General features: G+C 63.7%; 24 protein-coding genes. 19 read left to right on the top strand and 5 right to left on the bottom strand.

Annotation, left to right across the window (positions count from 1 at the left end):
• The first annotated feature begins 1 nt into the window (after nt 1).
• From SO140_RS04145 to SO140_RS04135, 3 genes are all read left to right on the top strand, one after another.
• A complete protein-coding gene (locus SO140_RS04145) occupies nt 2–997 on the top strand; it encodes an alpha/beta fold hydrolase (protein ID WP_449383277.1) in 996 nt (331 codons plus the stop codon).
• Between the two features lie 130 nt (nt 998–1,127).
• Nucleotides 1,128–4,364, top strand: a complete 3,237-nt coding sequence (locus SO140_RS04140; RefSeq protein WP_474798125.1) for a bifunctional cytochrome P450/NADPH--P450 reductase — start codon at nt 1,128–1,130, stop codon at nt 4,362–4,364.
• A gap of 31 nt (nt 4,365–4,395) precedes the next feature.
• Nucleotides 4,396–5,070 (top strand): polyamine aminopropyltransferase, encoded by a 675-nt coding sequence (locus tag SO140_RS04135; RefSeq protein WP_449383276.1) that lies wholly within the window; start codon nt 4,396–4,398, stop codon nt 5,068–5,070.
• On the opposite strand, the gene SO140_RS04130 is transcribed toward SO140_RS04135, so the two are convergent.
• Nucleotides 5,067–5,987, bottom strand: a complete 921-nt coding sequence (locus SO140_RS04130; RefSeq protein WP_449383270.1) for an alpha/beta fold hydrolase — start codon at nt 5,985–5,987, stop codon at nt 5,067–5,069. The two genes, SO140_RS04135 and SO140_RS04130, sit on opposite strands and share 4 nt — an antisense overlap.
• Nucleotides 5,988–6,155: 168 nt before the next feature.
• Between SO140_RS04130 and SO140_RS04125 the strand changes: the two genes are divergently transcribed.
• The 16 genes from SO140_RS04125 to SO140_RS04050 all read left to right on the top strand — a co-directional run bounded on the left by SO140_RS04125 (nt 6,156) and on the right by SO140_RS04050 (nt 20,243).
• On the top strand, nt 6,156–6,536 hold the full coding sequence (locus SO140_RS04125) for a hypothetical protein (protein WP_449383269.1): 381 nt from the start codon (nt 6,156–6,158) through the stop codon (nt 6,534–6,536).
• Nucleotides 6,533–7,615: an alpha/beta fold hydrolase gene (locus tag SO140_RS04120; protein WP_449383268.1), complete on the top strand. Its 1,083-nt coding sequence runs from the start codon at nt 6,533–6,535 to the stop codon at nt 7,613–7,615. The genes SO140_RS04125 and SO140_RS04120 overlap by 4 nt, the downstream gene beginning before the upstream one ends.
• Nucleotides 7,612–8,205 (top strand): GNAT family N-acetyltransferase, encoded by a 594-nt coding sequence (locus SO140_RS04115; protein ID WP_449383267.1) that lies wholly within the window; start codon nt 7,612–7,614, stop codon nt 8,203–8,205. Before SO140_RS04120 ends, SO140_RS04115 begins: the two co-directional genes overlap by 4 nt.
• A gap of 215 nt (nt 8,206–8,420) precedes the next feature.
• On the top strand, nt 8,421–8,876 hold the full coding sequence (locus SO140_RS04110) for a phasin (protein WP_449383266.1): 456 nt from the start codon (nt 8,421–8,423) through the stop codon (nt 8,874–8,876).
• Between the two features lie 167 nt (nt 8,877–9,043).
• Complete coding sequence (locus tag SO140_RS04105; protein ID WP_449383265.1) at nt 9,044–10,330, top strand: DUF445 domain-containing protein; 1,287 nt, start codon at nt 9,044–9,046, stop codon at nt 10,328–10,330.
• A gap of 186 nt (nt 10,331–10,516) precedes the next feature.
• On the top strand, nt 10,517–11,287 hold the full coding sequence (locus SO140_RS04100; RefSeq protein WP_449383264.1) for an esterase/lipase family protein: 771 nt from the start codon (nt 10,517–10,519) through the stop codon (nt 11,285–11,287).
• 146 nt (nt 11,288–11,433) lie between these two features.
• Complete coding sequence (gene paaX / locus SO140_RS04095; protein WP_449383263.1) at nt 11,434–12,300, top strand: phenylacetic acid degradation operon negative regulatory protein PaaX; 867 nt, start codon at nt 11,434–11,436, stop codon at nt 12,298–12,300.
• Between the two features lie 75 nt (nt 12,301–12,375).
• Nucleotides 12,376–13,368, top strand: coding sequence for a 1,2-phenylacetyl-CoA epoxidase subunit PaaA (gene paaA / locus SO140_RS04090; protein ID WP_449383262.1), 993 nt, complete (start codon nt 12,376–12,378; stop codon nt 13,366–13,368).
• A 10-nt stretch (nt 13,369–13,378) separates the two neighbouring features.
• Nucleotides 13,379–13,666 (top strand): 1,2-phenylacetyl-CoA epoxidase subunit PaaB, encoded by a 288-nt coding sequence (gene paaB, locus SO140_RS04085; protein ID WP_092186062.1) that lies wholly within the window; start codon nt 13,379–13,381, stop codon nt 13,664–13,666.
• Complete coding sequence (gene paaC / locus SO140_RS04080; RefSeq protein WP_449383261.1) at nt 13,666–14,442, top strand: 1,2-phenylacetyl-CoA epoxidase subunit PaaC; 777 nt, start codon at nt 13,666–13,668, stop codon at nt 14,440–14,442. Before paaB ends, paaC begins: the two co-directional genes overlap by 1 nt.
• Entirely contained in the window at nt 14,436–14,939 is a 504-nt protein-coding gene (gene paaD, locus SO140_RS04075; protein ID WP_449383260.1) for a 1,2-phenylacetyl-CoA epoxidase subunit PaaD, read from the top strand. The genes paaC and paaD overlap by 7 nt, the downstream gene beginning before the upstream one ends.
• Nucleotides 14,940–15,069: 130 nt before the next feature.
• Complete coding sequence (gene paaE / locus SO140_RS04070) at nt 15,070–16,152, top strand: 1,2-phenylacetyl-CoA epoxidase subunit PaaE (protein ID WP_449383259.1); 1,083 nt, start codon at nt 15,070–15,072, stop codon at nt 16,150–16,152.
• Nucleotides 16,153–16,254: 102 nt separating this feature from the next.
• Nucleotides 16,255–16,704, top strand: coding sequence for a hydroxyphenylacetyl-CoA thioesterase PaaI (paaI, locus tag SO140_RS04065; protein ID WP_449383258.1), 450 nt, complete (start codon nt 16,255–16,257; stop codon nt 16,702–16,704).
• 35 nt (nt 16,705–16,739) lie between these two features.
• Nucleotides 16,740–18,071, top strand: a complete 1,332-nt coding sequence (gene paaK, locus SO140_RS04060; protein WP_449383257.1) for a phenylacetate--CoA ligase PaaK — start codon at nt 16,740–16,742, stop codon at nt 18,069–18,071.
• 51 nt (nt 18,072–18,122) lie between these two features.
• Entirely contained in the window at nt 18,123–19,127 is a 1,005-nt protein-coding gene (locus SO140_RS04055) for a quinone oxidoreductase family protein (protein ID WP_449383256.1), read from the top strand.
• Nucleotides 19,128–19,160: 33 nt separating this feature from the next.
• A complete protein-coding gene (locus tag SO140_RS04050; protein WP_449383255.1) occupies nt 19,161–20,243 on the top strand; it encodes a YeeE/YedE family protein in 1,083 nt (360 codons plus the stop codon).
• Nucleotide 20,244: 1 nt separating this feature from the next.
• Here SO140_RS04050 and SO140_RS04045 read toward each other — a convergent pair whose 3' ends face one another.
• From SO140_RS04045 to SO140_RS04030, 4 genes are read right to left on the bottom strand one after another with little or no spacing between them, the layout of a single operon-like run.
• Entirely contained in the window at nt 20,245–21,468 is a 1,224-nt protein-coding gene (locus tag SO140_RS04045; RefSeq protein ID WP_449383254.1) for a bifunctional alpha/beta hydrolase/OsmC family protein, read from the bottom strand.
• Nucleotides 21,469–21,517: 49 nt separating this feature from the next.
• Nucleotides 21,518–22,183: a sulfite oxidase-like oxidoreductase gene (locus SO140_RS04040; RefSeq protein WP_449383253.1), complete on the bottom strand. Its 666-nt coding sequence runs from the start codon at nt 22,181–22,183 to the stop codon at nt 21,518–21,520.
• Between the two features lie 35 nt (nt 22,184–22,218).
• A complete protein-coding gene (locus SO140_RS04035; RefSeq protein ID WP_449383252.1) occupies nt 22,219–23,541 on the bottom strand; it encodes an MFS transporter in 1,323 nt (440 codons plus the stop codon).
• A gap of 33 nt (nt 23,542–23,574) precedes the next feature.
• Complete coding sequence (locus SO140_RS04030; protein WP_449383251.1) at nt 23,575–24,795, bottom strand: cytochrome P450; 1,221 nt, start codon at nt 24,793–24,795, stop codon at nt 23,575–23,577.
• Between the last annotated feature and the right edge of the window lie 7 nt (nt 24,796–24,802).

Here is a 24,802-nt window from a genome sequence, read left to right as displayed (position 1 = left end):
GATGATTGAAATGCCGCCGCTCAAGTTCGTGCAGACGAACGGAATTCGCATGGGCTATTACGAGGCGGGCCCGAAGAGCGACAAGCCGCCGATGGTGCTGTGCCACGGCTGGCCGGAGCTCGCCTTCTCCTGGCGTCACCAGATCAAGGCGCTGAGCGAGGCCGGCATCCGCGTGATCGCGCCGGACCAGCGCGGCTATGGCGCGACCGATCGGCCGGAGCCGGTCGAGGACTACGACATGGAACACCTGACCGGCGATCTCGTCGGTCTGCTCGACTATCTCGAGATCGACAAGGCGATCTTCGTCGGCCACGACTGGGGCGGCTTCATCGTCTGGCAGATGCCGCTGCGCCACCTTTCGCGGGTCGCCGGCGTCGTCGGCGTGAACACGCCGCATTGGGACCGTGCGCCGGCCGATCCGATCGAGCTGTTCCGCAAGCGGTTCGGCGATCAGATGTACATCGTGCAGTTCCAGGACCCGGCGCGCGAGCCGGACAGGATTTTTGGCAGCCGCGTCGAGCAGACCTTCGATGCCTTCATGCGCAAGCCGCTGCCACGGCCGGACGCGAAGCCGACCGAGCCGCCCGTTGCAGGGGTCGGAGCGTCGTCGAAAACCAACCTCGCGTTTCCGCAGATGATTGCGGCCTACGATGCAAAATTCGATGCGCGCACGCCGATCCTGTCGGCCGAGGAGAAGAAGGTGTTCGTCGATGCCTTCACCAAGACCGGCTTCACCGGCGGCATCAACTGGTACCGCAACTTTACCCGCAACTGGCAGAACTCCAAGGAGCTGGATCATCACGTGCGCGTGCCGTCGCTGATGATCATGGCCGAGAACGACGCGGTGCTGCCGCCCTCGGCGGCAGACGGCATGGAGAGGCTGGTGCCGGATCTCGAAAAATATCTGGTGCGGGATAGCGGCCATTGGACGCAGCAGGAAAAGCCGGAAGAGGTCAGCGCCAAGCTGATCGAATGGCGTAGAAGGCGGTTTGGGTGACGACGCGGTCATCGGTGTGAGTTGAGCTGTCGTTCCGGGGCGGTCCGAAGGACCGAACCCGGAACCTCGAGATTCCGGGTTCGATGCTGCGCATCGCCCCGGAATGACGCAATTGGGGGAAGCGCACTTAATGTCATCCAAGAACCGTCTGGACCCGATCCCGCATCCGCCGACCAAACCGGTGGTCGGCAACATGCTGTCGCTGGATTCGGCTGCACCCGTGCAGCATCTGACGCGTCTCGCCAAGGAGCTAGGTCCGATCTTCTGGCTCGACATGATGGGGGCGCCGATCGTCATCGTCTCAGGCCATGACCTCGTCGACGAGCTCTCGGACGAGAAGCGCTTCGACAAGGTGGTGCGCGGCGCGCTGCGCCGGGTGCGCGCCGTCGGTGGCGATGGTCTCTTCACGGCCGACACCAACGAACCGAACTGGAGCAAGGCCCACAACATCCTGCTCCAGCCGTTCGGCAACCGGGCCATGCAATCCTATCACCCGAGCATGGTCGATATCGCAGAGCAGCTCGTCAAGAAATGGGAGCGGCTCAACGCGGACGACGAGATCGACGTCGTCCACGACATGACCGCGCTGACGCTGGATACGATCGGTCTGTGTGGCTTCGACTACCGCTTCAATTCCTTCTACCGGCGCGACTACCATCCCTTCGTCGAGTCGCTGGTGCGCTCGCTCGAGACCATCATGATGACCCGCGGCCTGCCGTTCGAGCAGCTCTGGATGCAGAAGCGGCGGAAGACGCTTGCCGAGGACGTGGCCTTCATGAACAAGATGGTCGATGAGATCATCGCCGAACGGCGCAAAAGCGCGGAAGGCTCGGACGACAAGAAGGACATGCTCGCGGCCATGATGACCGGCGTCGACCGCTCGACCGGCCAGCAGCTCGACGACGTCAACATCCGCTACCAGATCAATACGTTCCTGATCGCGGGACACGAGACCACCAGCGGTCTGTTGTCCTACACCATCTACGCGCTGCTCAAGCACCCGGACATTCTCAAGAAAGCCTATGACGAGGTCGACCGCGTCTTCGGTCCCGACGTCAATGCCAGGCCGACCTATCAGCAGGTCACGCAGCTCACCTACATCACGCAGGTTTTGAAGGAGGCGCTGCGGCTGTGGCCGCCCGCGCCCGCCTACGGCATCTCGCCGCTGAAGGACGAGACCATCGGTGGAGGCAAGTACAAGCTGAAGAAGGGCACCTTCACCACAATCCTGGTGACCGCGCTGCATCGCGATCCCAGCATCTGGGGACCCAACCCCGATGCGTTCGATCCCGAGAACTTCAGCCGCGAGGCGGAAGCCAAGCGTCCCGTCAATGCCTGGAAGCCGTTCGGCAACGGCCAGCGCGCCTGCATCGGTCGGGGCTTTGCCATGCACGAGGCCGCACTTGCGCTCGGCATGATCCTCCAGCGCTTTAGGCTGATCGACCACCAGCGTTACCAGATGCACCTGAAGGAAACGCTGACCATCAAGCCGGAAGGCTTCAAGATCAAGGTCCATGCGCGCGCCGATCGCGAACGCGCCGCCTATTCCGGCGCTGCGACAGCGACCACGAGTGCCGGTGCGGCTGTACCACGCGCCACCACGCGCCCCGGGCACAACACGCCGCTGCTGGTGCTCTATGGCTCCAATCTCGGCACGGCTGAAGAGCTGGCGATGCGCGTTGCCGATCTTGCTCAGGTCAACGGCTTTGCCAGCAAGCTCGCACCGCTGGACGATTACGCCGGCAAGCTGCCGGAGGAGGGCGGTGTGCTGATCTTCTGCGCCTCCTACAACGGCGCGCCGCCGGACAATGCCACGCAGTTCGTCAAATGGCTCCATGGCGAGATGCCGAAGGACGCGCTCTCAAAAGTGAGCTACGCCGTATTCGGTTGCGGCAACAGCGACTGGGCCGCCACCTATCAATCCGTGCCGCGCTTCATCGACGAGCAACTGGCTGCGCATGGCGCGCGCAGCCTCTATGCGCGCGGCGAGGGTGATGCGCGGAGCGATCTCGATGGCCAGTTTGAGACATGGTTCGCCGCCGCCGCGCCCGCGGCCGTGAAGGAGTGGGGGCTGACGGCGGACTTCCGCCGCAACGCCGACGATGAGCCGCTCTACAAGGTCGAGCCGGTCGCACCAGGTGCGGTCAACGCGATCGCTGCGCTCGGCGGCACGGCGGCGATGAAAGTCCTGGTCAACCACGAGCTTCAGAGCAAGAGCGGTCCCAACCCGTCCGAGCGCTCGACTCGCCATATCGAGGTGCAGTTGCCGCAAGGCGTGAGCTACCGCGTCGGTGATCATCTCAGCGTGGTGCCGCGCAACGATCCGGCACTGGTTGACGCCGTGGCGCGCCGCTTCGGCTTCCTGCCGGCCGACCAGATCAAGCTCGCGGTGGCTGAAGGTCGCCGCGCGCAATTGCCGGTCGGCGAGAGCGTGTCCGTCGGTCAGCTCCTCACCGATTTCGTCGAGCTCCAGCAGGTCGCGACGCGCAAGCAGATCCAGATCATGTCGGAGCACACGCGCTGCCCGGTGACCAAGCCGAAGCTGCTTGCCTGCGTCGGAGACGACGCGGAGGCTGGCGAGCGCTACCGTGCCGAGATCCTGGCCAAGCGCAAATCGGTATTCGATCTCTTGGTCGAGCATCCGGCCTGCGAGCTGCCGTTCCATGTCTATCTCGAAATGCTCTCGCTGCTGGCGCCGCGCTATTACTCGATCTCGTCCTCGCCGTCGGTCGATACTGCGCGATGCAGCGTCACCGTCGGCGTGGTCGGCGGGCCGGCTGCTTCAGGTCGCGGCATCTACAAGGGCATCTGCTCGAATTATCTCAGCGATCGCCGCGCCGGCGACACGATCTACGCCACGGTGCGTGAGACCAAGGCAGGGTTCCGTCTGCCGGATGATTCGTCAGTGCCGATCATCATGATCGGCCCCGGCACGGGGCTTGCGCCGTTCCGCGGTTTCCTCCAGGAGCGCGCCGCGCGAAAAGCCAAGGGTGCGGCGCTGGGGCCGGCAATGCTGTTCTTCGGCTGCCGCCACCCCGACCAGGATTTTCTTTATGCCGATGAATTGAAGGCATTGGCCGCGAGCGGCGTCACCGAGCTGTTCACTGCATTCTCGCGTGCCGAGGGGCCGAAAACCTATGTGCAGCACGTGCTGGCCGCGCAGAAGGACAAGGCGTGGGGCCTGATCGAGCAGGGCGCGATCGTCTATGTCTGCGGCGATGGCAGCAAGATGGAGCCCGACGTGAAGGCCGCACTGGTGACCATCTATCGCGAGAAGAGTGGCAGCGACACTGCCGCTGGCACGCGCTGGATCGAGGAGCTCGGCGCGAGGAACCGCTACGTGCTCGACGTCTGGGCGGGCGGATAGCCGCCGGCCTCGATCGTGCTAAACGTTGCGCATGATTCCCTGGGAAAAAATCGATACCACTCGGATTCCCGGCTCCGATGGCGAGCTTCGCCTGATGCGCCGCGGCAAAGAGTTCTCCATCATGCTCGGTACCAACGAGCTGATGAACAGCCGCCTGTCGGGCTCGGAGGCCGCACTCGCGACGCTTGCAGCCAAACAGATCGAGAAGGTAGCCAAACCCGTTGTCCTCATCGGCGGATTGGGGATGGGATTTACGCTACGTGCGGCGCTTGCCGTGCTCGGAAGCAAGGCGCTGATCGTGGTGGCCGAGCTGGTCCCTGCCGTGGTGGCATGGGCGCGAGGTCCGATGGCCGAGATTTTTGGCGACAGTCTCAACGACTCTCGCGTTGACATACGTGAAACAGATGTTGGGCAGTTGATCGAAGGGCATCCGCTCGGGTTCGATGCGATCCTGCTTGACGTCGACAATGGTCCGGAAGGTCTCACCCGCAAGGCCAATGACGCCTTGTACGATGCCGCGGGGTTGAAAAAAGCTCACACGGCGCTGCGGCGGGGCGGCGTGCTCGCCGTCTGGTCATCCGGGCCGCATGCGAAATTTTCACGCCATCTTCGCGCCGCGGGCTTCGAGGTCAACGAAGTCAACGTCCGCGCCACCGGAAAAGGCGGTGGCGCGCGCCATGTAATCTGGATCGCGGGGAAAGGTTAGGCCGCTTTCGCCGCGGCGCCATGGGCGTGCTTGGCGACTGCGTCGATGATTTGCGGCCAGAAGCGCATCGGCAGTGCGTGCCCCATGCCGTCGATCATCAGAAGTGTTGCGTTGGGGATCGATGCTGCGGTGTCCTTGCCGCCTTCGGGGTGCACCAGCGGATCCACGGTACCGTGGATGACCAGCGTCGGCGTCTTCACGCCGTGCAAGCGCTCCTTGCGGCTGCCCGAGGCGAGCACGGCGCGAAGCTGCCGACCGACGCCGGCCGGATTGAGCCCGCGCGCGAATACGCGTTCCGCGCGGCCGGGATCGAGCGCCTCTTCCTCCGGAAAATGGCCTGCGCGCAGCACTTTCCAGGTCTGGCCGTAGCGGACGATGAATTCCTCCTTGCTGCGCGGCGGCGGTGCCATCAGCATGGCAGCCGCCTCGCGGGTCGGCGGCGGCACGCGGGGATTGCCCGTCGTCGACATGATCGAGGTGAGCGAGCGCACGCGTTGCGGAAACGACAGCGTGATCTCCTGCGCGATCATGCCACCCATCGAGGCGCCAACGACATGTGCCGACTTGATCCCGAGCGCATCCATCAGGCCGACCGTGTCCCTGGCCATGTCGATCAGCTTGTAGGTTGCGGCCACCGGAATCTTCAGGAGGCGCAGCTTCAACAGCTCGAACGGCGTCAGCCGCTTGCCGCCGGTCAGATGGCTGGACTTGCCGATGTCGCGATTGTCGAAGCGGATCACGCGAAAGCCACGTGCGGCGAGCTGTTCGCAGAACGCGTCGTCCCAGTGGATCATCTGGGCCCCTAACCCCATGATCAGCAGCAGAGGTTCGGCGTTGTCGTTGCCGAAAATCTCGTAGCAGATGTCGATGCCGTTGGTGCGGACGGTCTGCGGCGGCTGATGAGCGGAAGCATTCACGGGCGTGTTCCCCCTTGCTGGCGACCAACGTTGTATCGCACGGTTTGCCGCTGCAAAGAAGCCGCGTGCGCGACAACAGGCCGCCGCTCGTGGGTTGACCCGCCCGTCACAACGGTGTGGTATGGCGGGAAAAGAAGGGCAACACAGCCCTCGACCTGGAGGACGCCGATGACCGACAAGATCAATGATCCGGTCGCCTTGTGGCAGAAGATGATTGGCGAGATGGAGAAAGGCTTCAACTCGTTCGCCACCAAAGCGATGGAGACGCCCGAATTCTCGCAGGCCATGAACCGGGCCGGCGGCGCTGCTGCGGGTGCTCAGAAGCAATTCGGCGATCTCATGGAGAAATACCTTCTCTCGATGAATCTGCCGAGCCGCGAGCAGATGACCGGCATTGCCGAACGGCTGCAATCCATCGAAAGCCAGCTCGCCGAGATCAGGTCGATGCTGAGCCAGATGTCGGCTGCATCAGGCACGACGCAGTCGGGCGGCGCACCGCGGCCGCCGCGCACCAAGCGTCCGCCATCCGAAAGCGGAGAGCAAAAATGAATGCGCCGACGGGACTTGATTTCGCAGAGATCCCGGAGCGCATCCAGTCCGAGGTGCAGCGCGCCATCATGCGCAGCATCAAGGGCGTCGAATATTTCTCGACCTCAGGTCCCACCCTCGGTTCGACTCCGAAGGACGTGCTGCATTCGCGCGGCACGATGAGCCTCTATCACTACCGCCCGATGTCGGACGAAATCTACCGCGTGCCGGTGCTGATCGTGATGGCCACCACCAACCGCGGGTACATCCTCGATCTCGTGCCGGGCCAGAGCTTCATCGAGTTTCTGCTCAAACGCGGCTACGACGTCTACATGCTCGACTGGACCGCGCCGCGGCCGGAGGAGAAGAGCCTGGCGATGGAGCACTACGTCCTCGACTTCATCCCCGATTGCATCCGCCGCGTGCAGCAGGATTCCGGCGAGCAGGACGTCTCCATCATTGGCTATTGCTTCGGCGGCGTCCTTTCGCTGCTCTACGGCTCGATTGTGAACGACGGGCCGATGAAGAATCTGATCTGCTTCACCACGCCCATCGATTTCCGCGAGATGAAGCTGTTCTCAAATTTCTCCGACCGCCGCTATTTCGACGTCGATCGTCTCGTCGACAGCGTCGGCAATGTACCGCCGGAGATGATCCTGTCCTCCTTCGAGTTGCTTCGCCCGGCCTCGCGCGCGGTAAGCCAGATCCAACTCTGGGAGAACATCTGGAACGACGAGTTCGTCAAGTCCTACCGGATGTTCGACCGCTGGGCGACCGACACGCTGCCGCTCGCCGGCGAATATTTCCGCGCCATCACCAAGGACCTGATGTGGGACAACAAGCTCTTCAACGACACCATGTCGGTCGGGGGACGCGCGGCAAAGCTGGAAAACATCAAGGTGCCGATCCTGCACGCGGTCGCCGAGCACGATCACATCGTGCCGTATGACGCCGCAAAGCACCTGATCACGAGGATCGGGTCCGAGGACAAGGAAGAGGTGATGCTGAAGGGCGGCCACGTCTCGCTCGTCGCGGGTGCCAACGCGATCAAGCGGCTATGGCCGAAGCTGGACTCCTGGCTGGGGAAGAGGTCGACATGAGTGAAGCCCGTTCCTATCCGCGTTACGTCAAGACGGATGCTGGAGACGTCGAGATCCGCCTGATGTCCCCGGCGGATGAAGCCGCCGTGCTCGCCTTCGGCAAGGCGCTGCCAACGCATGATCTCCTGTTCTTGCCGCGCAACATCAGCGAGCCGAAGGTGCTCTCGGCCTGGGTCAAGGAGATCGAGCGCGGTGCGATTCAAAGCCTGCTGGCGGTGAGGGGTGGCACGGTCGTCGGCTGCGGCACGCTGGTACGTGACCCCCATTCCTGGTCGCCCCATGTCGGCGAGATCCGGATGGTGGTGTCATCAGACGTGCGCGGGAAGGGAGTTGGACGGGCAGTGTCGCAGGAGACGTTTGCGCTCGCGCTCGGTGCCGGCCTTGAAAAGCTCTCGGTCCAGATGACGGTCGACCAGCAGGCAGCGATCGCGCTGTTCGAGAGCCTTGGCTTCAAGGCCGAAGCGCTGCTGCGCGACCATGTCCGGGATATCGAAGGCAAGACCCACGACATCGTCGTGCTCGGGCACAACATCGCGCAGGTCCAGGCCCAGATGGAGGCATACGGGCTGCCAGGCGCCGTCCGGCATTAGAATCCGGCAATCAGACCCAGTTTGGATGCAACGGATCCCGAAATGGCTAGGGAGGCATCACAATGCCTTCCGTTGAGGCTGTTCACGATCTCGTGATATCGCAGTGCAATATGGATATTGCATCGCACAATTAACTGTGCCATATAAGGCGTGCCCCGGGCCAATCCGGACGGGGTGAGCCCATAGCTCAAACAATTGAGGATGGAGAGACCCCCATGACGACCGAAACCAACACCGCTTTCGAGGGCTTCAAGGACGCGTTCAAGAACATCCAGAACCTGGAAGTTCCCGAGGCTGCCCGCGAATTCGTCAAGAAGACTGCCAACACCGCCAAGGATCGTGCTGCCGAGGTTTTCGCTGGCTCCGAGCGGGTGACCGCCGCCATCGAGAACGCGGCTGCTGACTCCATCACCGAGGCCGGCAAGATCAGCCGCAACATCCAGCAGGCGATCTACGAGGACGCAGAGGCGTTCTTCTCCGGCATCGACAAGCTCGCTTCGGCCAAGTCGGTCAGCGAAGCCGTCGAGATCCAGTCCAGCCTGCTCCGTGCCCGCGGCGAAGCGTTCGTCTCGCGCGCCAAGGCGACCACCGACTATCTCGGCAAGCTCGCCGCCAATGGCGCGAAGTCCGCTCAGGACAATTTCGCGAAGGTCTACAACAAGACCGCCTAAGTGCGTTGAGTTCAGCAATTGAGTTTTTAAGGCCCGCTTCGGCGGGCCTTGTTTTTTGGACGACTGTCATTGCGGGGAGTGAAGCGACGAAGCAATCCAGAGTCTTTCCGCGCGAAGATTCTGGATTGCTTCGCTTCGCTCGCAATGACGGGTACTGTGATCCAGTCATGACCACATCCGGCACCTTCTCCTTCGATGTCCCCGGCGACGCCGAGCGCGCAGCCGAGCTGCGGCGCGTGAAGGCGCTGGCGACGTTCGTGCTGGCCTCGACGCTCGCGCTGTTCGTGGTCGCGAAATGGCTGCTCAACGTGCACCCCGTATTCGGCTTCATCGCGGCGTTTGCGGAAGCCGCGACCATCGGCGGGCTCGCCGACTGGTACGCCGTTGTGGCGCTGTTCAAGCGGCCGCTCGGCCTGCCGATCCCGCATACCGCGATCATCCAGAGCAATCAGGCCCGCATCGCCGACAAGCTCGGCGAATTCATCCAGCTGCATTTCCTCGAGGCGGGTCCGGTCGAGGCGAAGCTGAAGGAAATCGACTTCGGCTCCTTCATTGCCGACTGGCTGCGCGATCGCAAGCGCAGCGACGATCTCGCGCGCTTTGCGCTGCGGCTGTTGCCGGAGGCTTTCTCCGCAACGGAAAGCTCGGGCCTGATGACCTTCATCATCCGCCGCATGTCCTCGCAACTGCAGGCCATCGACCTCGCGCCGCTTGCGGCCGGGACGTTGCGCGGCTTCGTGGCGGAGGGGCGACACCAGGTCCTGTTCGACGATCTCCTGCGCGTCATGCACGACACGCTGACGGGCAAGGAGACCATGGCGATGATCCGCGAGAAGGTGCGCGCGGAGCTGCCGACTTTGCTCACGCTATACCGTGCCGACAAGTTTTTGGTGAACAAGATCGTGGCCTCAGCCAGCGCCTTCTTCGAGGAGGTGCGCAGCGATCCCAAGCATCCGTTCCGCGGCGAGTTCGACCGCATGGTGCTGACCTTCGTCGACCGGCTCGGCACCGACCAGACGTATATCGACCGCATCGACGGTCTGAAGCGGGATCTCCTGGCGCGGCCCGAGCTTGCTGACCTTGCGCGCACAGTGTGGGCCAACACGCGCGCCTTCATCGAACGCAGTGCCTCCGGCGAGACGCAAGTGCTCCAGCATCATCTTGCAGGCATGTTCGTCGCGGCCGGAGAGGCGCTCGCGGGCGATGCGGAGCTGCGCGGCGAGATCAACAAAGGCCTGGTCACGGTGCTGCGCAGCTTCATCGCCGACCAGAAGAGCGGCGTCTCGACCTTCATCTCCGACCAGGTCAAGTCGTGGAATATGACGCAGTTGATTTCGCTGATCGAAATCAACATCGGCCGCGACCTGCAATACATCCGCTTCAACGGCTCGATGATCGGCGGGCTGGCGGGTCTTGCGCTCTACTCCGTAGAATTCCTGCTTCGATTGCTGTGACTTTTGCGTCACGACCGTTAGCATTAACGCGCGGGCCTATTGTCGCTCCCGATTTCCCCGGCTTGAATGTCGGGAACCGGCCGCCTAGTTGATTCATGTTGCGCTGCGGAACGATCAAGAAGCCGGCGTCTTGGAATTCATGCCCATTGACCGGCACCGCGGCCGGCGCCTTCAGAGGAAATAGTGATGACCGCTACTGCCCAGACGCTGCGTCCGCCGTCCCGCACCCTGATGTTTCTGGAGGGCCGGGCGATCCACGAGCTCGGCGCCTTCCTCGGCGCGCTACCGCTCCTAAGCCTCGCGGCGCGTGGCGACGGCCATCCGGTGCTGGTGCTGCCCGGCCTCGTCGCATCCGACGCCTCGACGCGTCCTCTGCGTTCCTTCCTGAAGGGCAAGGGCTATGCGGTGAGCGGCTGGCGCCAGGGCCGCAACTATGGCCTGCGCCCGGGCGTGCAGCATGCGATGGTCGATCTGGTCCAGGAGCTCAGCGACACCCATGGTCGCAAGATCAGCCTGGTCGGCTGGAGCCTGGGCGGCCTCTATGCGCGCCAGCTTGCCAAGATGATGCCGGAGCGCGTACGCCAGGTGATCACGCTCGGCAGTCCCTTTGCGGGCGATCCGCGCTCGACCAATGCCTGGCGCGTCTATGAATGGGCGAGCGGTCGCAAAGCCGACGAGGTCGATCCGCGTTTCGGCGGCGACCTCGCCGTTCCGCCGCCGGTGCCGACCACCGCCATCTTCAGCCGTACCGACGGCGTCTGCGCCTGGCAGGGCTGCATGGAGAAGACGGGCGCTGAGAGCGAGAGCATCGAGGTCGAGAGCAGCCATTGCGGCATGGGGCACCATCCTGCGGCGGTCTACGCGGTGGCTGATCGTCTGGCGCAGAAAGAGGGCCAGTGGCAGCCCTTCGATCGCGGCGGCTGGCGCAGCCTGGTCTACCCGGATCCGCATCGCTGAGCGGGCCTGCATGGTTCGAGACGCGCGGCTTTGCCGCGCTCCTCACCATGAGGGTTGAGATCGAATCTCTAACGGTAGCTGTTCGACCTCATCCTGAGGATCGAGCCCAGCTTTGGCATTAGCGCAAATCGCGCTATGCCTGACGCATGGCGCATCCGCTTTCCCGCATCATCGACCAGCTCAAGCGCGAGCCGTCGCGCACCGGCTCCATCGTCATCACCGTGTTCGGCGATGCCATCGTGCCGCGCGGCGGTTCGGTGTGGCTCGGCACGTTGCTCGAATTTTTTGAAGGTCTCGACATCGACAGCGGCGTCGTCCGCACTGCGATGTCGCGGCTTGCCGCCGACGGCTGGTTGACGCGCGAGAAAGTCGGCCGCAATAGTTTCTATCGCCTCGCTGAAAAAGGCCGCCAGACCTTCGAGGCCGCGACGCGCCACATCTACGATCCGCCGCCATCCGACTGGACCGGCCGCTTCGAACTGCTGCTGATCGCCAATGGCGAGGACCGCGACGCCTCGCGTGAAGCGCTGCGCAATGCCGGCTTTGGCAGCCCGTTGCCCGGCGTATGGGTTGCGCCATCGGGCGTGGCGGTGCCTGACGAGGCTGCCGGCGCGATCCGCCTCGAGGTCTCGGCCGAGGATGACAGCGGCCGCCGCCTGCTCCGCGCGAGCTGGCCGCTTGATCGTACGGCCGATGCCTATCTCAGATTCATGAAGATGTTCGAGCCGTTGCGCGCCGCGATTGCGCGCGGCACTGACCTCGCCGACGCCGACGCTTTCACCGCGCGCATCCTGCTGATCCACTACTACCGCCGCGTCGTGCTGCGCGATCCACTCCTGCCAGGTGAATTGTTGCCGGCGGACTGGCCGGGCAGGGCGGCTCGCGAGCTCTGTGCTGAGATCTATCGCGCACTGCTCGCCCCGTCGGAACAATGGCTTGATGGTCATGGAACCAATGAAAAGGGGTCATTGCCGGCCGCCCGGAAGCTCCTGGAAAGGAGATTCGAGGTTTGAGTTTATGTTACAGAAATATCTTGCATGATCTAATTTCTGTTATATCTTGCCTCCCAATAAATCGGGAGGATGCGCATGTACACCCAGGCGCTGAATACGGCCGAGGCCGATGATCGCGGCCTCGAGGATGCCGCCAAGGCTGCACAGTTCCAGGCGCGCGTCGATGCCGAGGAGCGCATCGAGCCGAACGACTGGATGCCGGCGGCCTATCGCAAGACGCTCACCCGTCAGATCTCCCAGCACGCTCATTCCGAAATCGTCGGCATGCTGCCCGAGGGCAATTGGATCACCCGCGCGCCGACGCTGCGCCGCAAGGCGGCGCTGCTTGCGAAAGTGCAGGACGAATGTGGCCACGGGCTCTATCTCTATGCCGCCGCCGAGACGCTCGGCTCCTCGCGCGAGGAGCTCGTCGATGCGATGCTCGCCGGCAAGGCCAAGTATTCCTCGATCTTCAATTATCCGACGCTGACCTGGGCCGATATCGGTACCATCGGCTGGCTGGTTGACGGCGCCGCGATCATGAACCAGATCCCGCTGTGCCGCTGCTCCTATGGCCCCTACGCCCGCGCGATGATCCGCGTCTGCAAGGAAGAGTCCTTCCACCAGCGCCAGGGCTACGAGATCATGCTGACGCTGTGCCGCGGCTCGGATGAGCAGAAGGCGATGGCGCAGGACGCATTGAATCGCTGGTGGTGGCCGGTGCTGATGATGTTCGGCCCGCCCGATGCCGCGAGCCAGCACAGCGATGCCTCGACGAAATGGAAGATCAAGCGCTTCTCCAATGACGAGCTGCGCCAGAAGTTCGTCGATGCGACCGTGCCGCAGGCGCAGTATCTCGGCCTTACCATTCCCGACCCCGGCATGACGCAGGATGACGACGGGCACTGGCGCTACAGCGAGATCGACTGGACCGAATTCAAGCAGGTGCTCGCCGGCAACGGCCCCTGCAACCGCGACCGCATCGCCGCGCGCCGCAAGGCGCATGACGAGGGCGCCTGGGTGCGCGAGGCAGCAGCTAGCTATGCAGCCAAGCGCCTGCATCGCCAGACCGCGCAAGCCGCCGAATAGGGAGATCACGATGACGACGCCGAACACGCCGCTGTGGGAAGTCTTCATCCGCAGCCGCAACGGTCTTGCGCACAAGCATGTCGGCTCGCTGCATGCGAGCGACGCCACCATGGCCTTGCAAGCCGCGCGCGACATCTACACCCGTCGCGGCGAAGGTTTGTCGATCTGGGTCGTGCCGTCCACTGCCATTACGGCGAGTGATCCCGCCGAGAAGGGCATGATGTTCGAGCCGGCGGAATCCAAGATCTACCGGCACCCGACGTTTTACGAGGTGCCGGAAGAAGTGGGGCACATGTGATGCCCGTCGCCAACATCCAGGTCTCCGAGACGCCGCTGGTGCTCTACGCCCTGCGCCGCGCCGATGATGCGTTGATCCTCGGGCATCGGCTGTCGGAATGGTGCGGACACGCGCCGATGCTGGAAGAGGACATGGCACTCTCCAACATCGCGCTCGACCTCATCGGCCACGCCCGCGAGGTCTACACCTATGCGGCCAAGGTCGAAGGCAAAAGCAATGACGAGGACAAGCTCGCCTACCTGCGTGATGTCAGGCAGTACCGCAACCTGCTGCTGGTCGAGCAGCCGAACGGTGACTTCGCCCAGACTCTGGTGCGGCAGTTCTTCTATTCCGCCTTCGCAGATCTCTATTGGCGGGCGATGATGAATTCGTGCGATGCGACGCTCGCTGCGATTGCCGCCAAGTCCGAGAAGGAAAGCGCCTATCATTTGCGCCATGCCTCGGAATGGATCATCCGCCTCGGCGACGGAACCGAGGAGAGCCACGCGCGTGCGCAAGGAGCGATCGATCACCTCTGGGCCTTCACCGGCGAGATGTTTGCCGTCGACGAAGGCGAGCGCGGCCTGATCGATGCCGGCATCGCGATCGATCCGGCGACGTTGCGCGATCGCTGGCTGACGACGCTCTCCGATGTCGTCCGCGAGGCGACACTCACGCTACCGCAAAACAGCTGGATGCAGCAGGGTGGCCGCGTGGGCCGACACAGCGAGCATCTCGGCCATCTCCTCAGCGAGTTGCAGTCGATGCAGCGGACCTTCCCGGGATTGACATGGTGACGGCTCTCGACAGCGAGAGCGATCTGCGCCAGCGCGCATGGAACGCTGCGGCAACCGTGGTCGATCCGGAGATCCCGGTGCTGACCATTGCCGATCTCGGCGTGCTGCGGGATGTTGTCGTTGACGGTGATCGCGTCGAGGTCGCGATCACGCCGACCTATTCGGGCTGCCCGGCGATGAACATGATCGCGCTCGAAATCGAGCTGGCGCTGGAGCGCGCCGGTTTCGCGCGGCCCAAGGTGCGCACGGTCTTGTCGCCGGCCTGGACCACCGACTGGATGAGCGAGGACGGCCGCCAGAAACTCCGCGCCTATGGCATCGCGCCGCCGCAGGCCTCGAGCTCGCGTCGTGCGCTGTTCGGCGAGCAAGCCGTCGCATGTCCGCAATGCGGCTCTGTGCATACCGAGCTGTTGTCCGAATTCGGCTCGACCTCCTGCAAGGCGCTCTGGCGCTGCAAGTCCTGCCGCGAACCGTTCGATTATTTCAAGTGCCATTGAGAAACGCACAATGCCAGCCCATCGTCATTGCGAGCGAAGCAATCCAGACTGTCTCCTCGGAGGGATTCTGGATTGCGTCGTCGCTTCGCTCCCCGCAATGACGGCGGTGGGCCAAATCTAGGTGTCCACGGTGTCCGCAGCCGCACCACGTTTTCATCGCCTCACCGTCAACGACCTCCGTCGCGAAGCCTCGGACGCCGTGTCGATGACCTTCGTCATTCCGCGCGAGCTCGCGAGCGACTATACTTTCACGCCCGGTCAGTATCTGACGCTCCGCACCATGCTCGACGGTGAGGAGGTGCGCCGCTCCTATTCGATCTGCTCGGGTCCTGACGACGGTGAGCTTCGCATCGCCGTGAAGAAAGTCGACGGTGGCGCGTTTTCGAATTGGGCCGCGGACGAATTGAAGTGCGGCGACGAGCTCGACGTGATGACGCCGACCGGGCGCTTCGGTGCGATCCCGCAAGGCGACGCCGCGCGCGTCCATGTCGGCTTTGCCGCGGGGTCTGGCATCACGCCGATCCTCTCGATCGTGAAAGGCGTGCTGGCGCGCGAACCCAGGAGCCGCTTCTTCCTGTTCTACGGCAACCGCGCGACCGACAACATCATGTTCCTGGAGGCGCTCGAGGAACTCAAGGACCGGTTCATCGATCGGCTCTCGATCTTCCACGTCATCTCCGGCGAGGAGCAGGATATCCCGATCCTGCATGGCCGGCTCGACGGCGAGAAGGTGAGGGTGCTGCTGCGCTCGCTCGTACCGGCCGCGAGCGTCGATCACGTCTTCGTCTGCGGCCCCCTTGGCATGAGCGAGGAGATCGAGGCGACCTGCCGCGACCTCGGCATTGCGGACGATCGCATCCACGTCGAGCGCTTCGTGTCCGAGTTCGGCGGCAAGCCGCGTCCGAAGAAGGAGGTCGCAGTCGATGCGCCGCCCAAGGCCGTCGCGTCGCTGATCATCGACGGCAAGCGCCGCGATGTTCCGGTCGCCGAGGACGAAGCCATCCTCGATGCCGCACTGCGCGCCGGCGTCGATCTGCCGTTTGCCTGCAAGGGCGGCATGTGCTCGACCTGCCGCGCCAAGCTGGTCGAGGGCGAGGCGCCGATGGACATCAACTATTCGCTGGAGCCTTGGGAGCTGAAGGCGGGCTTCGTCCTGACTTGCCAGGCAAAACCCTCGTCGGAGCGGGTCGTGGTCGACTACGACCATGTCTGAGAAGGTGCATCAGAACCTGATGGTGCAAATGCGTCGCATTATTTGACAGTCTTGAGCGATCGGCAGAACATCGCACACAAAAATAACAAGTGGGAGACGCGAGTGAACGTCAAAGCAGCCCTGTCACCGGAAGACGTCGCCCGCGCCTGCGCCGATGCGATGTGGGCGGAGGACGATGCCTCGCAAGGTCTCGGCATGGAGGTCGTCGAGATCGGCCCGGGCTTTGCGACGCTGGCGATGACGGTGCGGCCGGACATGGTCAACGGCCAGCGCATCGCCCATGGCGGCTTCATCTTCACGCTCGCGGATTCCGCCTTCGCGTTCGCCTGCAACTCGCACAATGAACGCGTCGTCGCGGCGCAAGGTCAGATCACATTCATCCGGCCGGGCAAGCTCGGTGATCGCCTCATTGCAAGAGCGCGCGAGGTCACCCGCAGCGGCCGCTCCGGCATCTATGACGTGCGCGTCACCGCCGGCGAGGCCGTCATCGCCGAATTCCGCGGGCATTCGCGTGTCATTCCCGGCACGTGGCTGCCACCGCAGGATCAGTGAACACAAAAACAAATAAATGATGTGGGGAAACGAGGATGGCTCTGACCAGGCTGAAGGCAGGTGGCAACGCCTATAGCGCCGAGATGGACGCGCACGAGCGCGCATCGCGCGACGAGATCATGGCGTTGCAGACGCAGCGACTGGCCTGGTCGCTGAAGCACGCCTACGACAACGTCGCGCATTATCGCAAAGCCTTCGACCAGGCCGGCGTGCATCCGTCTGATTTCAAAGAGCTGTCCGATCTCGCAAAGTTTCCGTTCACGGTGAAGACGGATCTGCGCGACAACTATCCCTTCGACATGTTCGCGGTCCCCCGCGAAAAGCTGGTGCGCGTGCATGCCTCCTCCGGCACGACGGGCAAGCCGATCGTCGTCGGCTATACGAGAGCGGATATCGACACATGGTCAGAGGTGATGGCGCGCTCGATCCGCGCTGCCGGCGGCCGTACCGGCATGATCATCCACAACGCCTATGGCTATGGCCTCTTCACTGGCGGCCTCGGCGTTCATTACGGCGCGGAAAAGCTTGGCTGCACGGTGGTGCCGATTTCCGGCGGCATGACCGAACGGCAGGTGCAGCTCATCAACGATTTCCGACCCGACATCATCACGGTGACGCCGAGCTACATCCTGGCGATCCTGGATGAGTTCAAGCGCCAGAAGCTCGATCCGCGCCAATGCTCGCTCAAGGTCGGCATTTTTGGCGCCGAGCCCTGGACCAACGCAATGCGCGGCGAGATCGAAGAGGCCTTCGACATGGATGCGACCGACATCTATGGTCTGTCCGAAGTGATCGGTCCGGGCGTCGCGCAGGAATGCATCGAGACCAAGGACGGTCTGCACATCTGGGAGGATCACTTCTACCCAGAAGTGATCGATCCCGAGACCGGCGCTGTGCTGCCGGACGGCGAGAGGGGCGAGCTGGTGTTCACCTCCCTCACCAAGGAGGCCTTCCCGGTGATACGCTATCGCACCCGCGACCTGACACGACTGTTGCCAGGCACGGCTCGTCCCGGAATGCGGCGGATGGAGAAGGTGACGGGACGGTCCGACGACATGATCATCCTGCGCGGTGTCAACCTGTTCCCGACCCAGATCGAGGAGGTGCTGCTCGCGACCGATTGGTGCGGCGGCCATTTCATCCTGGAACTGACCCGCGAGGGCCGGATGGATGAGCTGACCATCATCGCGGAGGCGCGTCCCGAGAGCTGGGACGGCCGCGGGCTCGTCGACCACGCCGAGCGGATATCGACCCACATCAAGAACACAATCGGCATCACCGCCAAGGTGCGGGCCGTCGCGCCGGCTACGCTGGAGCGGTCGCTGGGCAAGGCGAAGCGCCTCTACGACAAGCGGCCGAAGGATTGACTTGACCGGCCCCAAAGGCGACAAGGCCTGCGAGAAATCGTGGGTCTTTCGATGTCGGCAGCCGATAGCAAAACCGTCGAAGCGCGCTGCGTGCGCCTCAATGCCAAGGTCGAGAACGCAGCGGCGCTTGCACCTCGCGTCGAGCATCACACGCTCGCGCGTGGCGTCAACGATATCCTGATCGAAGTGAAAGCCGCCGCCGTCAATCCGTCCGACGTGAAGGCCGCGACCGGCTTGATGCCCTATGCCGTGTTCCCGCGCACGCCCGGCCGCGATTATGCCGGCGTGGTGGTCGATGGCCCGGCCGGCACCGTCGGCCGCGAGGTGTTCGGCTCATCCGGCGACCTCGGCATCCGCCGCGACGGCACCCACGCGACGCATCTCGTCGTCGGGCTCGAGGCGGTGGTGGAAAAGCCCGCGGCGTTGTCCTGGGAGGAAGCTGCTGGCATTGGCGTGCCCTTCGTCACCGCAATGGAAGGCTTTCGTCGCGCCGGCCTGCCGAAGCAGGGCGAGACCGTGCTGGTGATGGGCGTCAACGGCAAGGTCGGCCAGGCCGCCGTGCAGATCGCGACGTGGCAAGGCGCGCGCGTGATCGGCGTGGTGCGCAAGGCCGAAGCCTATGAAGGCCACAGGAACGCGCCCGTAGAGGTGATCGACGCCTCAGCCACCGATATCGCAGCGCGCGTGCGCGAAGTGACCGGCGGCAAGGGCGCCGATATCGTCTTTAACACGGTCGGCGATCCCTATTTCCAGGCCGCGCACAAGTCGCTGGCCCTGCGCGGTCGGCAGATCCTGATCGCGGCGATCGACCGTATCGTGCAGTTCAACATTCTGGAGTTTTATCGCGGCCAGCACACCTATGTCGGCATCGACACGCTCGGTCTGTCGTCGATCGCGACGGGAGCCGTGCTGCGCGATCTCGGTCCCGGCTTTGCCAGCGGGCATCTGAAGCCGTTCCCCATCAAGGAAGGCGCGATCTATGCGCTGGAGCACGCTAAGGAGGCCTATGTCGCTGTCGCGGGCTCCTCGCGCGATCGCGTGATCCTGAAGCCGTAACATGTCGTCGAAGCAACGACCCAAAATTTGAACATGGAATCTGCTGCTGCGATTGTCATCTTCGCCGGCCTTGCCATCGGCCTCGTCTACGGCGCCGTCGGCCTGCTCAGCGGCTTCTGCCTGATGAGCAGCATGCGCGGGTACATCGCAGATGGCGATGGCCGCCTTGCGCGCACCTACGCGCTGGCGATGGCGGTCGCGATCGCCGCGAGCCAGTTCCTCGCCGGAAGCGGCGTGGTCGATCTCGGCAAGTCGATCTATCTGCAACAGACCTTCTCGGCGCCGGTGCTCTTCCTCGGCGGGCTCCTGTTCGGCTACGGCATGGTGCTGTCGAACGGCTGTGGCTCGCGCGCGCTTGTGTTGCTTGGCCGCGGCAATCTCCGCTCCTTCGTCGTCGTGATCGTGCTGGCGATCGCAGCGCAGATGACGCTGAAAGGCCTGATCGCTCCCGCGCGCATTGCGCTGGTGCAGGCCTCGCAGGCCACCGTGGGCGCGAATTCGCTGCCGGCGCTGTTGTCTGCTTTCGAGCTCGGCGATGCTGCCTCGCGAACGCTCGCTGCTGTCGTGGTCGCCGCAGCGCTGGTGCTGTTCGCCTTTGCCCACGCGGCGTTCCGCCGCTCACCGGGTCAGATCGCGGCAGGCGCTATCGTCGGTCTCCTGATCGCCGGCGGCTGGTATGTCACCGGCTTCCTCGGCGCTGACGATTTCAACCCGGTACCGGTGACTTCGCTGACCTTCATCGCGCCGATCGCGGACGCGCTGCAATATGCCATGCTGTCGACCGGCCTGACACTCAATTTCGGCATCGCCACGGTCGCCGGCGTGTTCGCCGGTAGCCTTGTCACGGCGCTTGCGACGGGGCGTTTCCAGCTCGAGGGCTACACGTCGCCGCGCCACATGCTGCGCTCGGCGGGCGGCGCGGCGCTGATGGGTATTGGCGGCGTCATGGCCTTTGGCTGCTCGATCGGGCAGGGGCTCACGGGGCTCTCGACGCTGGCACTGGCGTCGTTCGTCGCCGTCGCCGGCATCCTGCTCGGCACGACCGCTGGCCTGCGCGGCGCGTTGCGGGTGCAGCCGCTCAAGACGGCGGCGGAAGCGAGTTCTCGGCCGGCTTAGACTACTCCGCCGCCTTGGTCACGATCCTGATCTCTGACGTCAGCGTGCGATGTACCGGGCACTTGTCGGCGATCTCCATCAGCTTCTTGCGCTGCTCGGCGTCGAGTGTGCCTTCCATGGCGATCACGCTGTCGATCTGGTCGAGCATGCCGTCGCGCGTCTCGCACTCCTCGCAATCTTTCGCGTGGATTTTGGAGTGCTTCAGCGTCACCGTGACGCGATCGAGCGGCAGGGATTTGCGGTCGGCATAGAGCCGCATGGTCATGGAGGTGCAGGCGCCGAGGCCAGCGAGCAGAAAATCATAGGGGCCGGGGCCGGCGTCCTCGCCGCCGGCCGCGACCGGCTCGTCGGCCACCAGGCGGTGCGGTCCGACGGAGATCATCTGGTTGAACTTGCTCTTGCGGGTCTCCTGCACGATGACCTGGCGCGGCGTTTCAGGGAGGTCTGCCACTTTTGCCGGTCTTGCCGCTTCGACATAGCGGCTGGCCCAGGCCGCGATCACGTCGGCGGCATAAACGGCGTCGCTCGCCTTGCCGAGCAGATGATCGGCATGGTCGAGCGAGATGAAGCTCTTCGGATGTTTCGCCGAGACGAAAATCTTCGTCGCATTGTCGATGCCGACGGTGTCGTCAACCGGCGAATGCATCACCAGCAACGCCTTGTGCAGTGTGGTGAGGTCCTTCATCAGCTCGTGCTCGACGATGTCGTCGAGGAACTCGCGCTTGATGCGGAAGGGCCGCCCAGCAAGCGACACCTCGACCTCGCCTTGCTTGCGGATATCGTCCAGATGCTTTCGGAACAATCCCGTGACATGCGCAGGATCGGACGGCGCCGCGATCGTCACCACCGCCTTGGCCTCCGGAATCTTTCCGCCTGCCGCCAGGATCGCAGCGCCGCCGAGGCTATGGCCGATCAGGATCGCCGGTGCCTTGCGCGTTGCGCGCAGATGATCGGCGGCGTGCACGAGATCGGCGACGTTGGAGGAGAAGGTGGAGTTTGCGAAGTCGCCTTCGCTCGAGCCAAGCCCGGTGAAATCGAAGCGAAGCACGGCGATGCCCTTTGCCGCGAGCGCGACCGCGATGCGGCGTGCGGCGAGCACGTCCTTGCCGCAGGTGAAACAGTGCGCAAACAGCGCGTACGCCGCGGGGTCGCCCTCCGGCAATTCCAGCGCGGCCGCCAGCAGATGGCCGCCTTCGCCTGTGAACTGAAAGCGTTCCATCGCCATGGGCATCTCCTCGCTGTGGGCGTCCACCTCTCTCTATGAGGTGGGAAGGTCAGCCTCCGGAATAGCGCTCCTCAGTCCAGGGATCGCCGCGGTTATGATAGCCCCGAACTTCCCAATAGCCGGGCGCATCCTCGGTCAGAAACTCGATCGCCTGGAGCCATTTGGCGCTCTTCCAGAAATAAAGATGCGGCACGACCAACCGCACTGGACCGCCATGCTCCTCGGACAGCGGCTGGCCCGACCAGCTATGGGCGAGCAGGGCGTCCTCAGCGGCGAAATCCTCCAGCGACAGATTGGTGGTGTAGCCGTCATAGGAATGCAGCACGACGAAGCGCGCATCATCGTGCGGCTGGCAGGTCGCCAGCAGCTCGCGCGTCGCAAGCCCCTCCCACTGGTTGTCGTAGCGTGACCAGGTCGTCACGCAATGGATGTCAGAGGTGAATTGCGCCTGCTTCTGCGCCGTGAATTCCGCAAACGTCCAGAACACCGGGTTCTCGACCGCGCCATAGACGTCGAGCCGCCAGCGTTCCCGCGAGATTTCCGGGGTGAGGCCCAGATCGAGCACGGGCCAATCCTTGGTGAGATGCTGCCCGGGCGGCAGGCGCTGGTCTTCCGGGCGCGTGATCCTGCCGGTGAGGAAGCGGCCCTCGCGCGCCCATTTCTCCTTGGTCCGCGTCAGCTTGCTTTCGGGCGGCGGCTCGTTCTCGTCAGCCATGATCTACTCGTGGCAATGTCTAGCCGTGACGATGTCTACTCGTGACGGTGCATCGCGGAGGCATGCTTGGTGTCGCGCATCGTAGCATAGATGATGAGCGAGAGGCAGATGATGCCGCTGAGATAGTAATAGAACCAGTCCTCGTGCCCGATGGTCTTGAAATAGAGCGCAATCGCCGGCGCGGTGCCGCCGAACAGGGATACCGTGATCGCATAGGGCAGTCCCACACCGAGCGCGCGAACGTTGGTAGGGAACAGCTCGGCCTTCACCACCGCGTTGATCGAGGTGTAGCCGGCGACGAACAGCCAGGCGCAGCAGATCAGCACGAACGCCATGAAGGGCGATTTCGTCTCCTTCAGCGTCATCAGCAGCGGGACGGTTGCGAGTGTGCCGGCGACGCCGAAAAAGATCAGCAGCGGCTTGCGTCCGATCTTGTCGGAGATCGCGCCATAGATCGGCTGCAGGATGGTCGCGAAGATCAGCGTGCCGAAGATCACGAAAGTGGTCTGGTCCTCGGTCAGTCCGACCGAGAGTTTGACGAAGGTCTGCATGTAGGTGGTGAAGGTATAGAATGCCGCGGTACCGCCGGCCGTGAGGCCCACCACCAGCAACAGCTCACGCGGATATTTCAGGAGGTTCGCGATGGAGCCGGTCGGCTTCACCACCTTCTTGGCTTCCTCGAATGCCTCGGTCTCATGCAGGCCACGCCGCATCACCGCGGCGAAGATCGCAAGCCCCGCACCGATCGCAAACGGAATGCGCCAGCCCCAGGCCTTCAGCTCATCGGGCGTGAGAAACACCTTTTGCAACAGCAGTAGCACGATGATCGCGGTCAACTGTCCGCCGATCAGGGTGACGTACTGAAAGCTTGAATAGAAGCCGCGATGCCGGGGATCGGCGACCTCGCTCAAATAGGTGGCGCTGGCGCCATATTCGCCGCCGAGACTTAAGCCCTCGATCACGCGCGCGACCGCCAGGATGGCCGGCGCGGCAAGACCGATCGAGGCATAGGTCGGCGTCACCGCGATGATCAGCGAGCCGAAGCACATGAAGACGACGGAGAGCGTCAGCGAGATCCGGCGCCCGAAATGATCGGCGAGATAGCCGAAGAACCAGCCGCCCAGGGGGCGCATCAGGAAGGTCGCCGCGAACACGACGGCGACGTTCAGTTGCTGGACGACGGGATCGTTGCCGGGAAAGAACGCCGGCGCGAAATACAGCGCGAACGCCGTATAGGCGTAGAAATCATACCATTCGACCAGATTGCCGATCGATCCGATGAAGATCGCCTTGATGCGGCGTTGGGCATCGGCAATGTCGAAGTGCTCGGAGGCCGGCTTGATTGCTTGGTCTGTCATCACCGGCCTCCCAGAACTTTTGTTCTCAAGAGGCTACATGGACTTTCCAAGCAGAAATGGCAACTGGCGCGGCCCGCGCACGGTCCCCTGCGACCAGGTCACGGTGCCGGCCGGGTCGAGCCGGAAGTCCGGAATTCGCTTCAACCATTCCTCAATTGCGACCTGCATCTCCATCCGCGCCAGGTTGGAACCGACGCAGCGGTGGATGCCGAGCCCGAAGGCGGCATGGCGGTTCTCCCGGCGGTCGAGCACGACCTTGTCGGCATCGGGGAACATTTTGGGGTCGCGGTTGGCGGCCGGGAACGACAGCAGCACCATGTTGCCCGGCTTGACCGGGCAGCCGGAGATGGTCGTCTCCTTCACCACCTCGCGCGCCATCGTCACCGGCGAATAGGCACGCAGGAGTTCCTCGACGGCGATCGGCATCAGCTCAGGCTCGGCGATCAGGCGCTCCCGGTCGGCGGGCGTTCTCGCGAGGTGCCAGAGCGAGGAGCCGATCGCGCTCCAGGTGGTGTCGATACCTGCGATCAGGAGCAGCCGCAGCGAGCCGTAGATGTGGGTGTCCTCGAGCGGCTGCCCGTTCTTGTCACGGGCATTGAGGAGATAGGAGATCAGGTCGTCGCCCGGCGTCTTCTTGCGCGCTTCGACATGGCCGGCGAAATAATCGGTCATCTCGTCGGCCGCCTGCTTCAGCATCATCTCGTTCTTGATGCTCAGCTCGAGGATCATGTGGATCCACTTGATGAAGAGGTCGCCGTCGCCCTCGGGGATGCCGAGCATGTGGGCGATCGCGCGCACCGGGATATGCTTGGTGTAGCTCGCAGCGGCGTCGACCTTGCTGTCGGCGATGAATTCGTCAATCAGCTCGTTGCAGATGGCGCGGACGCGCGGCTCGAGTTTCTTCATCGCATCCGGCGTGAACGGCGGCAGCAGCAATTGCTTGGCCGGCTTGTGGTCTGGCGGATCGGAGGTGATCGGCGGCGCCGCGTTCTTGGCGACTTCGGGCCGCTCATCGCGAACGATGATGCGGCGCGAGGAGAAGCTTTCGGTGTCGTTGGCGATCTGCCGCACCGCCTCGTAGGTTGTCGGCAGATAACAGCCGAGAAAGCGCTCGGTATGCACGACCGGGCTTGCTGCACGCATCTGGTCCCAGATCGGGAAGGGATCTTCCGTCCAGTGCGGATCGGTGTGGTCGAAATCGTGGAGCCAATCGGTAACGGGCGGATGGGCGGCGGGTTGGCTGACGTCGGACATCTCTGGA

Source organism: Bradyrhizobium sp. UFLA05-108 (assembly GCF_059803455.1).
This window is presented reverse-complemented; position numbering and strand designations above follow the sequence as displayed.